Annotated in this window: 12 protein-coding genes; 6 read left to right on the top strand and 6 right to left on the bottom strand. The window is 57.6% G+C overall.

Features of this window, described 5'->3' with window-relative positions; genetic code table 11:
• Positions 1-93: 93 nt before the first annotated feature.
• From NATPE_RS01620 to NATPE_RS22065, 6 genes are all read right to left on the bottom strand, one after another.
• Positions 94-1,278 (bottom strand): DUF5305 domain-containing protein, encoded by a 1,185-nt coding sequence (locus NATPE_RS01620; protein WP_006180351.1) that lies wholly within the window; start codon positions 1,276-1,278, stop codon positions 94-96.
• A 162-nt stretch (positions 1,279-1,440) separates the two neighbouring features.
• A complete protein-coding gene (locus NATPE_RS01615) occupies positions 1,441-2,619 on the bottom strand; it encodes a signal peptidase I (protein WP_006180352.1) in 1,179 nt (392 codons plus the stop codon).
• 111 nt (positions 2,620-2,730) lie between these two features.
• A complete protein-coding gene (locus NATPE_RS01610; protein ID WP_006180353.1) occupies positions 2,731-3,855 on the bottom strand; it encodes a CARDB domain-containing protein in 1,125 nt (374 codons plus the stop codon).
• A gap of 122 nt (positions 3,856-3,977) precedes the next feature.
• A complete protein-coding gene (locus NATPE_RS01605) occupies positions 3,978-4,577 on the bottom strand; it encodes a hypothetical protein (RefSeq protein WP_152422559.1) in 600 nt (199 codons plus the stop codon).
• A gap of 278 nt (positions 4,578-4,855) precedes the next feature.
• Positions 4,856-5,419: a DUF1102 domain-containing protein gene (locus tag NATPE_RS01600; RefSeq protein WP_015298683.1), complete on the bottom strand. Its 564-nt coding sequence runs from the start codon at positions 5,417-5,419 to the stop codon at positions 4,856-4,858.
• Positions 5,420-5,430: 11 nt separating this feature from the next.
• Positions 5,431-6,018, bottom strand: a complete 588-nt coding sequence (locus tag NATPE_RS22065) for a hypothetical protein (RefSeq protein WP_015298682.1) — start codon at positions 6,016-6,018, stop codon at positions 5,431-5,433.
• 444 nt (positions 6,019-6,462) lie between these two features.
• Here NATPE_RS22065 and NATPE_RS01595 point away from each other — a divergent pair, with 444 nt between their 5' ends.
• The 6 genes from NATPE_RS01595 (at position 6,463) to NATPE_RS01570 (ending at position 13,916) form a co-directional block, all read left to right on the top strand.
• Complete coding sequence (locus NATPE_RS01595; RefSeq protein WP_015298681.1) at positions 6,463-8,457, top strand: DUF7289 family protein; 1,995 nt, start codon at positions 6,463-6,465, stop codon at positions 8,455-8,457.
• A 36-nt stretch (positions 8,458-8,493) separates the two neighbouring features.
• Positions 8,494-9,828, top strand: coding sequence for an IS4-like element ISH32 family transposase (locus NATPE_RS01590; RefSeq protein ID WP_012289608.1), 1,335 nt, complete (start codon positions 8,494-8,496; stop codon positions 9,826-9,828).
• A 264-nt stretch (positions 9,829-10,092) separates the two neighbouring features.
• Positions 10,093-11,181, top strand: a complete 1,089-nt coding sequence (locus NATPE_RS22060) for a hypothetical protein (protein ID WP_015298680.1) — start codon at positions 10,093-10,095, stop codon at positions 11,179-11,181.
• A 128-nt stretch (positions 11,182-11,309) separates the two neighbouring features.
• Positions 11,310-11,843 (top strand): hypothetical protein, encoded by a 534-nt coding sequence (locus NATPE_RS01580; RefSeq protein WP_015298679.1) that lies wholly within the window; start codon positions 11,310-11,312, stop codon positions 11,841-11,843.
• A 171-nt stretch (positions 11,844-12,014) separates the two neighbouring features.
• Entirely contained in the window at positions 12,015-12,575 is a 561-nt protein-coding gene (locus NATPE_RS01575; RefSeq protein WP_006180361.1) for a DUF7344 domain-containing protein, read from the top strand.
• 3 nt (positions 12,576-12,578) lie between these two features.
• On the top strand, positions 12,579-13,916 hold the full coding sequence (locus NATPE_RS01570; RefSeq protein WP_006180362.1) for a hypothetical protein: 1,338 nt from the start codon (positions 12,579-12,581) through the stop codon (positions 13,914-13,916).
• Positions 13,917-14,011: the final 95 nt, after the last annotated feature.

Here is a 14,011-nt window from a genome sequence, read left to right as displayed (position 1 = left end):
GACCGAAACGTTCGGTCGTATGCAAACGGTAGCCGGCTCGATGTGACGGCCCGATAAGAACAGCGACACCGTCACGACGAAACCGCGGGATCCTCAGAGCTGTTCCCAGACCTCTTCGTCGTCCTCGAACCCGTCTGGGTCGTCGGGCGCGGCGAACTCGTTGCTCGTGTCGAGTTCCGACAGATCCTGCGTGGGAAGGTCGCCGTCGCCGTCGATGACGGCCGGACTCGCCTCCAGGTCCATCTCCGGCCACGCGGTCTCCTCCCAGAGCCCGCGGTCGCTGTAGTAGTAGACCACGCCGTCGTTGACCACCGCGAACAGTCCGCGCTGGGTGTCGTGAACGACGCGCTCGTTCGTGTCGATCGCGACGTCGACGACGTCCTCGAGCGTATCGAGCGAGACGTGGTAGTCGCCGATCCACATCGGGATCGATCCCCGCGAGATCCACTCGGCGTAGCGCCGTTCGTGAAGCGCCCGGCGGGCGGCCTCGATGTCGCCCGGCGAGCGGCGCACGACCAGTGCCGCGCCGGCGAGCGACAGGGTCCCCAGCAGCGACAGGCCGCCGATCATCGCCGGACTGCGGGACGTGGTCGTCCGCTCGGTCCCGCTGCGGTAGCGATGTGGCGTCGACTCCGACAGTTCGCCCTCGAGCCAGTAGGCTTCGTCGGTGATCGTCATCGGGGCGGTAGTCGTGAGCGTCCCCTGATGGGTTCCGGTATCGTACTCGGTGCGAAGCACTACGGCCAGTTCGACCGATCCGATCCCGCCGAGTTCGCGCTCGAGTTGGCGCTGTTGTCGGCGGTAGGATTCGACGTCGATCGTCGCGTTCGACGTAGCGACGCCGTTCTCGACCGACGGCGACTCGCGCAACACCGTCGTCGTCTCGTTCCAGAACGGCGAGCCGTCACGGGTCGCCTGGAAGCGCAGTCCCAGTTCGTGTGTCACGTCCCCCGACTCGACGGGGGCCCCGCCGGTCTCGTTTCGTAGTCGGGTTTCGGCCTCGATCGTCAGCTCCGGCGTCGCGTTCAGCAAGTAGACCGAGCTGTCCGAGAGTCGCTGCCCCTCCGTCCACAGCGTCCCGCTCTCGGTGACGACGGCGCTGGTACTCCCGTCGGTCGTCACGCGTTCCTCGGTGTACTGTGGGGCGGTCGTCGTTTCCGGATTGGCGACGGCCCACCCCGTCGCGGCGATCGACAGCACGCCGACCGCGATCAGTGCGATCACGATGGTCCGACCGTGCTTGGCCAACAGCAACTCGAGACGCGGGTTATCGGTCATCCCTGTGTCCCCCGGTGTCCCGGCCGGCCAGTCGACCACTCGGCTCCGTACGAGCCGATCGGGGCCGAACTGGTCGGCCTTCGGGACAATACATGACTAAGTGAAAGAAACAGACCACTATAAGGATAGTGGCCTTTCCGTGGTATTTGCAACAACGAAACGTTATTTCCAATCACGGAACCAGCGGCGAGCGCGACGCTTGAGACGGGTCGACAGCGGGACGTGACTCCCCGCAGACCGAACGCGGATATCGTCGCTGCCGAACAGCAGCAGTACGATCGCGACCGCGATCCCGACGATGACGACGTTGACCGCCGCGATGGCGGCGAGCGGATGGAGGCCGTGGAGCCAGAGCAGTACCGATGGTGGCAACACGGCAAGATACCGGTACTCGCCGAGATGACGCGTGTACTCGCCCGTCTGCTCGGGTGCCGACAGCGTTACCGTCGCCTCCCCGCTGTCACGGATCCCGATCGTCTGCGACCGCGGCTCGACGCCGATTCCGCCGCTTTCGGCCTCGTGAGCGACTACGATCGGCAGGTAGCCGGCGTTGTCAACCGTCCGGGTCAGTTCCGACGTTTCGCCGGGCGCGACGATCTGTGGATCGTCGGTGGGCGACTCGGAACTAATGAGACCGTACTCGGTAGTGCCCGACGGGACGACCATCGCCGCGGTCGCGAAGGTCACGAACACGAGCAAGACGAGGCCCAGCGCCGTCCAGAACGCGATCACGTTCTCCCGCGAGCGGGACCTGCTCGTCTCACGGCGGCCCGGCCCGAGCCGCTCGAGGAGGGTTCCGAACCCGAGCATCGCGACCCCGACGCCGACCAGCAAGGCACCGAGCCCGTTCGAGGAGCCGGTCGTCACGCCGAACACCGACGTGACCGTCTCGACGCCACCCTGGGCAGCGCTCTGGAACCCCATGATCGCGGTACCCAAATGCGGGATCGTCACGACCTTCCCGTTGACTTGCCAGGCTTCGGCGACGATCTGTCCCTCCGTGACGTGGGGTTCGCCGCCGTCCTGATCGGTAAAGGGGTTGGCGTCCCCTTTCGTGACGTACCCCTCTTCGGTCTCGTCGACGACGCGGTGGGTCGTCAGCCCGCCGCCGTTGAGATCCCGTGCCTGAAACACGACCACGTCCCCCTCCTCGACCGAGCCGGCGGCGACGCTTGGCACGGCGACGAAGCCGTCGCCAGCGTCGATTTCCGGCTCCATACTGCCGGTCGCGACGTAGCCGAGCAGAATCGGCTGGCCCAGCAGCTGGCCGACTATCAGGAGGATGACGACCAGCGCGAGGAGGGCACCGAGCCCCCGCGTGACGAGCGTCGAGTTTGTCATCGGTGAGTGACGGTCATCGGTAGCAGACGCCTCGATCCAAGTATATGTCCGGTGAAGTATAAAACTCGCGAGAGTCGTCGAGTCGCGCTCGCGGCGGCTCGAGGTCGCGACCTACCGGACGAACGACCAGCGCCGGTTCGCAGCGATCGCCAGGAACAGCAATCCGGCCGTCGCCGGCGGCGCGAGCGCCGCCGTCGTCATCGGCGACAGTTCGCGGTTCCGGATGTCGAACCCGGCCCGCTCCTCGACCGTCACCGTCCCCGCGTCGACGCCGCTGACCGCGATCGCGTAGGTTCCCGGCTCGTCGAACGCTCGCTGAAACGTGACCGTCCGCTCGCCGTTGGCCGGGATCGAAACGGTGCGGGTATCGACGACGATCCCGTCGACCGATAGCTCGAGCGTACGCTCGATCCGCCTGTCGGACGGGTTTCGGACCGTCGCCCGGACATCCGCGGTCTCGCCGGCGGTGATCGTGGCGTCGTCGATAGTAGCGCTCGAGACCTCGACCTGCGGGCCCGCGACGGTCACGGACTGGTACCCGACTCCCTCGATCCCGACCTCGTAGGTGCCGGGCCACTCCATCCGGCGCTCGAAGCTGACGGTCCGTTCCTCGCCCGACGAGAGGGCGACCGTTCGCCGGTCGACGACGGTCCCATCGACCGTCAGCCGGGCCGTCTCGGTCCCCCACCCGTCGCCGTCGTTGCGGTAGGTCGCGTTGACCGTCACCGTCTCGCCCGCCTCGACGGTCGTCGACGAGACGGATAGGCTCGAGCCGTAAATGAAGGAGTCGCTGCCACGGTCATCATCGACTTCGTCACCCTCGTACTCGACCACGACCGTGAACGTCTCGGTCGTCGATTTGGCGACGTGGGTATCGACGGTAACATCCACGGTCTGAGAGTCGCCCGAGGACAGTTCGAGTCGCGATTCCGGAGTGATCTCGCTCCCGTCCGCGTAGAAGGCCACGCCCTCGACATCGTGTTCGATCCAGACTGACTCGATATCGTCGGCATCCTCACCGACCGCGATCGTGAACACGTCTCGAGTCACGAACGCCGTGTTCCCGTTGAACCCGTCGAAGTCGAGGAACAGTTCGTTCGACTCGTCGAGTTCCGCGTAACTGCTCGTCGGCTCGAGGACGACCTCGTCCGACGTCTCGTCTTCCCCGACCGTCAGTGCCGCCGTCGGAATCGCGAGCGTAAACAGAAAGCAGACGGCGGCCATGACGAGTAGCATTCGTGACGATAGCATTGCGGTCCGTTATGAGTGTATACGTAGAGCGAACAACCCGTCCGAATCATCCGATGGTCGAATACCGGTACGGTGTCGGGTTTCGGAGGCCTACATTCGGGGTTTGATCAGGAGTCCTGCTGCTGAGCAGTGATGGTTATATCGGCGGTACTATCCTCATTCAGTGTACCATCGAATCGATCATCACTGTTAGTTGAATTCGTGTTGATAGCAATACCAGCGGAAACGCTTGAACCGTCTGTAGCTGAGCCGGAGTCACTAGCGGAGATTGTTCCGAGTTCGGCATCCGTCACGTCGCCACGAGATCCATCAGTGGGGAAGCTATCCCTGTAGACTGCGACACTACCAGAATCAGTGGAGATACTGATATCGAAGGTCCCACTGACTTCGTTGCCACTTTCATCTTGGAGGCCAATCGTTAGAACGTCATCGAAAGCGAACACGGATTCGTCGTTGATACCGACGAAATTGATCTGCGTGATGCTGACGCTCCCATTGTCGCTTTCTGTCGTGGTATTGCTGTCGACTCCTTCGTAGTCACCGTCGTTAACAGTGGGCCGGAGTAACCCGCTCGAGTCGCCCTCAAGGGAAACGCTAACCGACCGCTGTGCTTCTGCCTGACTGAACGCGCCCGAACCGAGCGCAGCGCCACCGCCGGCGACGATCGTTCCGAGTCCGAGCAACACATTTCGTCTGTTCATTGACATTGTATGATCACCATGTAGTCTCTGCCGGTACCCGAAGGCATGGAGTACCGACCGACCTTCTACCTACCTCTCATTACTGTACCCACTTTGTATTGATCGAGCAGAACGGTCGAATAGTCGGCGATACCACCTTCAGGCCGTCATTGAACCCGAATATCGCGTGAGGTCGTGTGAGAAATACCCGCCCCAAGGCGGCGAAACGTATCTCTCGTCACCGTCGAGAGAACTGCGACGAACGGCTCGATGAATACAAGGGTCGCGTTCGATTCCCGAGTTCGTCACGCCGTCGTCGCTTCGATCAGAATCGTCGGCTCGAAATTGGCGCTGTCGATATCGCCGTTATCGTATGCAGCCACGGTGTCGTTGATTTGATCCGCGCGAAGTTCGATTTCGAGGCCGAATGAGACCGTCTCACCGGGCGCTAACACGGACGCATCACCGTTATCGGGGAAATCACCATCACCGAAACTCGTCGGGTTCGGCGTCAGGAGTTCGCCCTCGCCGTTGTCCCCCTGGATCGTGAGCGTGACACTATCGACGTCGTTCGTTCCCTGATTCGTGACCGTGACGAGTGCGTCAAACGACGTGAGGGAATTCTGGTTGACACCAGTTGCACCTTCCGAGTTACCGCTGATATCGATTACGATGGTGTCTCCTGTGTCGTCGACGTAATCGCTCGCACCACTCGCGGGAGTGAGTGCGAGAAATGCGTTCGCATCGCCGGCAGTTTCGACGGTAACTGTCCGCTCGGCTTCCACGCTACTGAACGCGCCCGTTCCGAGCGCGGCACCCCCACCTGCAACGATCGTCCCGAGGCTGACCAAAACACTACGTCTTTTCATTAGTATGTTCCTCAGTTCGCCGCTGTTTCTGCTTTGATCGTGAGAGTAATACCTGCACCATCGTCAATATTATTGATATTAGAATTAAGTAGATCAATCTCAAGGCCGAACATGATAGAGGTAGATGATTCAAGGCTGTTAGACGTACTGCCTTGGCTCAGAAGATCATCGCCCTCCCCGTTAATCGTTGCGTCACCGCTGACAATTCCAAGTGTACTTTTGACATCCGAAGCAGATTGACTTATATCCGTATCATCAACACTAAATTCGAATGTAAGCGTGTTAACCGTCTGTGTCCCTTGATTCGTTACTTGGACGAGTTCGTCCAGCGTGGTTTTCGCGTTCTGGTTGACACCGTCACCATCCGCAGAACTGGTCCCATCAAGATTAATTTGGACAGTACCATCACTTTCATTAACAAAAGCAGCATCGCTACGTGCAGAGCTGAGCGCGAGAAACGCAGACGAGTCATCCGCAGTCTCAACACTTACTGTTCGCTCGGCTTCAACGCTACTGAAAGCGCCCGTTCCCAGTGCAGCGCCACCGCCAGCGACAATCGTACCCAATCCGACTAACACGTTGCGTCGATTCATTCTCATGGTATGGTCTCCGTTCCGCGCCCCAGCACCGCCCCGCGAGGGGTGCCGGAACGCAGTTCCTACTCATGCCCACGAACCGTATCCACTTTGTATTGAGTATCCAGAGCGGGCACAAGACCGGCCATACGATCGTTCAAGACGCCCCTGAACGCAGTTCGCAGACACTCGAGGCCCACAAGTATCGCCTGAACGATCGCAATCAGCCCTAAATGTGACGTGGCTCGTCATCGATATTGGGACCGTATATTTACGCCAAGCAGTGTCTACTTTGCTCGAGATTACTGAGAGAAGCGCCCAAGCCGATTCACATCGGACTTCAACAGTCGGTTGGTGCCGTTCGACATCGCTCAAGATGTACTTGTAACTCTCTCCCAGGTTACGATATTTCAACGACGATGCGTATTTTTATAGTGAGAAAGTAGTAACTGAGTAAGAGATTCAGTAATGGTGGGAGAAAGAAACCGGGACGGTTCCCAACGGGAGGACTCAAAGGACCGCGGCGCGAGTCCGCTCGTTGGAATCGTCTTGCTGTTCGCACTCGTGATAATGGGTGCGATGCTCGTCTTCGTCGCCGGTTCGGCGATGCTCGATGCAATCAAATCGGAAGCGAACAGTGAACAGACCCAGCAGTTCGCAATGGAAATCGATCACAGGCTAACGACCGTCGCGACGACGGGATCGGACCAGCCACTGCCGATCGATGAGATGCAGGGGAACGAACCGACGATCACCGATGACGGGAATATCTCCGTCAGGTGGTATAATGCGTCGAGCGGGAGTCGTACTTGTGCCCCCGTCGAGGGAGAACTCCGCGCACTCGAGTTCGAACTCGATGATCGGACGATCGCCCACCAGGGTGGCGGCATCTGGGAGAAAACCGATCGCGGCGTCAGCACTGTCTCGGAGCCCAATATCGGATACGACAATGATTCGTTGCAGCTCCAGATCATGGAACTCGAGGAGGACGACTTCGGATCGAGCGGCACGGTTGCGAGAGCGGACCACAGCCGATCGACGGAACTGACCGAGACGATCAACAGTCGCGCCAGGGCCTGTAGCGACGCGGCCTCGATCGAGTTCAGCATCGAAAACAGTACGTACCACGAGGGATGGGCGACGTATCTCGAGGACGCAGTTGGGGCAGACGAATACAGCGAGGTGTCCGTAACCCACAAGCCGGCCACCGAAGCCGTCGTCGTCCAAATCGAGAACGTCAGGACGCCAGTCGAAAGTGCATCGCTGCTGATCGAGTCCGACAACGGAATTGAAGACACGAACGGAAACACGGAACCGGTCGAATTCGGGGACAATCTACGCTTCCAGGCGACGCTGAACAACACCGGAAGCGACAGAGTCACCCCACCGACGATGCGCGTCGCAATCGATGGTGGGTCAGTCGTCTCGAACAACGGTGCTAGCGGCGGCAGTGGGGCTGTTCCCGGTAACCAGGAAAAAGATCGGTCAGTCAAAATCGACTCGGACAACTACGAGGACCACCTCTCGCCCGGCCAGACGTACGAGTATACGCTCCAAACACTCGATGAGAACGGTGACATCGACGATACGCTCGAGGACCCCGGGGAGTTCTACCTCGGAGAATCAGGGTCGTACTTTACCGTCGACAACATCGAAACGACGTCAGCTGACGGCGACAACGCGACTATTAGCGCCGAGATCACGAACATCGGTGTCGAGGAGGGCGACCGTACCGTGACCATCGATTTCGATGAGTTCGATGTCACTGCGAGCGAGGAGTTGACCCTCGACTACGGAGCGACCGGGACGGTCACCTGGACGGTCAACAAAACTGCACTGCCATACGAGCCAAACGAGTTCGAAGTTGGGACCGGTGACGACACTGCAACGGAGACCATTGTCGGAGGGGCCACCGGAGAGGTAGAAAATGCGTTCACGGTCGTCGAGGACAACGGCGTCGGCGACGATCAGATCGTCACCGATGACGAGTCGTTCACCGTCGAAGCCGTCGTCGAGAATACGTATGCCACCGAACAGTCGCGAGATGTCACGTTGACGGTTCCGGACGCTGAAATCACCATACCCGAACCAACGACGCTCGAGAGCGGCGAGCGAGAGACGGTCTCGTTTACCGTCGATCCCGACGAACACGATCTCGAGGCCGGGACGGTCTACGAGTACAACGTCACGGCCGGTGACGAGGGCTTGAGCGAACCTGGATCGTTCTACGTCGGCAAGCCGGGAACGAACTTCGAACTATCGAACGCGAACGTCTCCGGTGTGGAGAACATCACCGTCACGGCCGATCTGGAAAACACCGGCGTCGAGTCCGGTTCACAGACCGTAACGCTCGATATCGAATATCTCGATGAGATGCCGGCCGACCTCGAGGACGAAAATCCGTACGGACGGATCTTCGAAGGTACCATCCGTTCTAGTTTAGCAGAGTGTACCGTCGTCTGATTAGATATCGTTGTAACTACCAGTCAGAGAAATCCGGTGGATAGTGTGACTTACTCCCCACCGGATTCAGTGATTGTTGATCGGATTCAAAGAGCGTTTCCCTCCGATGAGTTGCGCGAGCGCGCTCGCGCAACGAATCTCGTCGAGCGTGAACGGAAATTCGACGCTGTTGCGCTGTTCTACACGCTTTCACTTGGCTTCGCTGCTGGGTCAGACCGATCTGTACAGGCTTTTCTCGAACGATTCGTCGAAATGTCCGACTGCGATGAACTCTCCTATGCAACCTTCCACGGGTGGTTCTCTCCACCGTTCGTTGCACTCCTTCGAGAGATTCTCGATGATGCCATCGAGAATCTCGATACCAGAAATGCCGACCTTAGCGGACGTCTCGAACGCTTTCGAGACGTCCTCATTGCCGATGGGAGCATTGTTTCTCTCTATCAAGACGCCGCGGATGTGTACGCTGCGACCGGTGACGATCAGGCCGGTCTGAAACTTCACCTAACAGAATCACTCTCAACTGGCCTTCCAACACGGTACCGAACAACTGACGCTAAAACCCAAGAACGGAGCCAGCTACCCACCGGCGAGTGGGTAGCTGGCGCACTTGTCTTGCTCGATCTCGGTTTCTACGACTTCTGGTTGTTCGACCGCATCGACCAGAATAACGGCTGGTTCGTCTCCCGTGTGAAAGACGACGCAAACTTCGAGATCGTCGAAGAGCTCCGGACGTGGCGGGGGAACAGTATCCCGCTCGAAGGAGAGTCGCTGCAGGACGTCCTTGACGACCTGCAGCGACAGGAAATCGATGTTCGCATCACCCTCTCGTTCGAGCGAAAGCGAGGGTCGTGCACCAGCACGACCCGAACGTTCCGACTGGTCGGTGTTTGGAACGAGGATACTGAAGAGTACCATCTCTATTTGACAAATCTCTCGAAAGACGACTATAGTGCGCCCGATATCGCACAGCTCTATCGGGCGCGCTGGGAAATAGAATTATTGTTCAAAGAACTGAAATCACGCTTCGGACTTGACGAAATCAACACGACCGATCCGTACATCATCGAAGCTCTGGTCATCATGGCCGCAATCTCACTGCTGATGAGCCGTGTTATCGTCGATGAACTCCGGAAACTGGACGTGAAACAACGGGAAAGCGCCGACGACGCCACAGCGTCGTCGCCGCAACTTCCTCGTCGACGATGTTCTCACGCTGTCGAACGCCATTCACACCTGATTCAGTTGTACGTGATGCTCGATTTAGGGTACGAACTTCCGGATTTAGATGAGTTGTTGCTGTGGGCTTCACGTGATCCAAATCCGCATCGACCGCGGTTACGTGAGCAGGTTGAGTCAGGCGAGTTCTGGTAACGAACTCGCCTGACGACCGGGGAAGCACCTGTGTCGATAGCGGCAGCGCTGGAACGGCGACGCACTCACGGCTGTGAGTGCGCCGCCTCGAAGGTATCACACAACAAATCAGCGACTGCCTGCTCCAGCGAACCCAGTCTCCTGAGCTAATCCGCCTCAATTCGGTATAGTCTCCGCTGAGATCCTGCTTCACTCCGTCACTAAACTAGAACAGATGTCGAAGGTACAGTCAACCGGTCATTCGGCGAGTCGGACACCATCGAGATGAGGTTCAATGGGACCAAGCTGCTCGATGGAGAGTACCAGGCAACGATTCAAACTGAGGACGGAGTTAAAACGAGGAACTTCACCGTTGATGCTGGAATCGATCCCGGCCGGGTCGGTCTGGGCGAGGTCGACGACGCGAACGTGAGCGTCGATGTCATGGGATCACAGGTCTCGACAAACGAGGTCATCCTCGAGGAACCGTTCTTTATTCATCAACTTTACCCAATGAGCTTAGACGTGGTTGCAAATGGTGAGACAAAACACACCTTCGAAAATCCGAGCGGCGACGATAACATCAATACCGGGCCGACGTGGCAGGACAAGACTAATAGTAGTTACACCTATAATTTCACGATTGAGAACGAAACGGAACTCACCTTAGGAAATCGCATATATAGATACAATACGTGTGGCCAAAGCACTGATCCCGACGAACTGCCACACTACTCTGATCCTGAAGACCGAACATTAGTGTGGTGTGATAATATTCCATCACATCCGGCATTCAAGACGATTAACGCATCACAAGGTCAAAATCTACAGAACGTTCGTGTTCGAAGCGCGGAAAACAATACGATTCCGGTGCTTCCTACGGCTGCAGACCAACAGATGACTGCGACCGAGACTCTCGAAGAGCGAGGGCTGATGAAAGACGAAGACGAGCTTGATCTCGGACCTGGCGAGTTCGTGTTTCTCTTCGAAAATACTGCCAACTGTGGGTATGGCTGTGACGACAATGATATTGATGCACTCTGGGACCAAGCGATCTCGGCCCCTGAAGACGAACCCAATGATCCGGACTTCAACGATCTGATCGTATACGTCCAGGTCGAACGCGCGGGTGTCGATCCCGGAACGCCCAGTATTACGATCATGCCCGGTGGCGGCGACTCGACCGATGTCGATACCGGTGACGGGAGCAAGACAGGCGACGGGCCCGTCGAAGTCGATCCGAGCCTCGAGGGAGACGCCGACGAAGGCGCAGGGCCCGACATCGGAACCGGGACGTCCGACAACGACGTGACGGGCGGCATGACGGGTGACACCGGCGTCGATGTCGACGCTGACCACATCGTTATCGGCTGACGGCAACGTTGTGACCGCTCCTCATCTTCGATCGAGACGGGCCTATCGCTGTGACTCTCTGTGGTCTGAACTCGATTGTCGAAGTCCACTGTCGATGAAACCAAACCCGAATCCAAACACGACACACCATGCGATCACTTACAGCCCTTAGCCTCGGATTGATACTCATTGGTGGCATCGTACTCGCCGCACCGAGCGGTGCGTTCGATCTGACAAGTGCTGATCGAGGAGTGGGCGTTGAAACCGCATCCGATGAAGACGCGCTCGTTGGGATTGAAAAAGAACCGATTAGTTTAGTTAAAGAAGACGGGAGTCGGAAATGTATCTGGAATGATTGGAGCGTGGAGTGCGTGTATGAATATACCGATGTCGAACTTATCAGAATAATAGATAACACCCCCTCCTCGAAACTCGAGGTGACGGATACAGGACTCGATATTTCGGCGGAGGCCGCCGGCTATCCATCACTCGAAGAGTATGATATCCAGATGAACAATGGAAAATATATTGTCAAGGTTACACTTCGGTGCGACGCGGGATTTAATCTCTGGGATGGGCGTTACCAGGAAAGTAGTAGCACGGATCTCACGATGGACCTCGAGACCAGCGATGGAACAATTACTGTTGAACTCGAGCGGGAGATTCCCGTCCAATGTGAGTGACTCTGCTGTGGAGACCTGATTCTCGTTTCGGAGGACTGGAGTAGTCGTTCCGGAGTCGAGTCAGCCACGTACCAGAATCGGACGCTGAGCATTGTGAAAAGTGTCCAAATGGAACTTGGTCAGCAACAAGCGTTATGTATCAACAACACCAAGATTCACATATAGAGGGGGATGGCGACAACCAGCGAGAGCAAACCAGCGACAGGTCAGGACGACCAGTCGCGGGAGGGCGAAATTTTCGACCTGTTGAGCAACCAGCGACGCCGGTACGCGATTCACTACTGCAAACGAGAGGACGGCCCCGTCACGCTGGGTGACCTCGCCGAACACGTCGCCGCCTGGGAACTCGAGAAAGAAGTCGAGGAGATCACCTCCGCCGAGCGAAAGCGGGTCTACACCTCCTTACAGCAGACCCACCTCCCCACGCTCGAGCGGGCCGACGTCATCGAGTTCGACGATCGAACGATCGAACTCACTGACGAGGCCGCCGAGTTGGACGTCTATCTGGATATCGTCCCCGGTGATTCGGTTCCGTGGGGGGTCTACTATCTGGGGCTGTCGGCGGTCGGTGCGGTCGTGATGGCTGGGTTGTGGCTCGAGGTCGTTCCGACGGAGCCGATTCCGAAACTGGGATGGGCGACGTTGGTCTTTGCGCTGTTTGCCGTGTCATCCATCGCACATGTGATGCAGAACAGACGAATGCGACTCGGTGAGTTAGAGCGGCCACCATAAGCCATGAGCAGAATAGCAAAACTCGGTCTCCTGCTGGTCGTCACAGGAGTGATGACGATGTACGGTCCTGTTTTCGGATTCACTACGATAGCAGCCGATAGAACCACCGACATCTCCACGGCAGACAGCGATGCACTCGTTGGGATTGAGGTAACCGGTGAGGTACCCGATAAAGATACTGACGCCGTCGTCGTCGAAATCACGAACAACGCAAACGAGGCATACGATCCACTCGAGGCTCAAGCGACCATCGTTGAGGACAGCGGTGGATCGCTGGCGATCAGCAGTGGATTCGACTCTTCTCTTCCCCCAGGAGAGACCACAGGTGTAGAGTTGACTTGTGACGGCAACAACGGGGGGGAAGCGACGGTAGTAGTCGATGCTGATGCCTACGGATCGACGCTAGAAGTTCGCGATGTCAGTCACAGCATGACGTTCCAATACAGTTGTGCTGGTGGAACGAAGGGAGACTTCGAGACTTCCAATCCCACTACTCTCGGCGATGATTTCGACGAACTCGAGTTCGATCTCAAAAATATCGGTCAGAAGAAGGCACAAATAAAGTATATCAGCATCGAAACGACGGCAGCAGATGCGGCCGAGATCGAGAACGTCGAAATCGACGGAACGGAAGCAAGTAACGTGGCACTCGGCGATATATCAGAGTTGCGAAAGAAGGTTCAAATGAATTCGGGCGAGAAGGTAACGGTCGGAGTATATGGGTTTCAGGATACTATCGGAACTCCAGTTTCCATTGAGGGTAAAGACGTCTCCCTCTCACTGTACGGTTCCAACGGGAAGTTTATCGAGCAGGTTACTGTCACGGCTCCGGCATACCCAGCTAGTGGTGAGGACGTTGTGACTAATGGTGACGTGGTCGTTGAAGATGGTGCAGGAGATATCGATGCAGGAGGTGATGTGACTGCGAATGATGGCAGTAAGATTGACGGATCAATTAACGCCGATGGCGAGATCGATCTCGGTGCAAAATCCGAGGTTTCGCAATCGATAACTGCTGGTGATGAGATAACGGTCGGCTCTGAGCGGCAGATAAAGGGAGATATTATCTCTGAAACGGGGAGCGTGACGATGGAACCGGAGAGCGTGGCAAAAGGAAGGATAACTGCCGGAGATTCGGTCACGATCAACGATCAGGCGAAAGTGGACGAGTATATCGACGCCGACGGTGACGTAACTATCCGAGATGGGGCGGCGGTTGATGGTAATGAAGACCTAGGTGATGGTGTCGTTCTCCGTGCTGGTGGAGACGTAACGATTGAATCCGGGGCGAAAGTCGGCGGCGAAATCGAGGCAGACGGTACAATAGTTGACAATCGCTGAGCAGTATTCTGAGTTCTTCGTAGCTTCGTCTTCGGGACAGCCTGCCTCGACCCCACGTAATCATTTGCTGGACCTGCAGTGACCGGCCCTGGTAG

Origin of the sequence: Natrinema pellirubrum DSM 15624 (assembly GCF_000230735.2) — an archaeon.
Classification (GTDB): Archaea; Halobacteriota; Halobacteria; order Halobacteriales; family Natrialbaceae; genus Natrinema; species Natrinema pellirubrum.
This window is presented reverse-complemented; position numbering and strand designations above follow the sequence as displayed.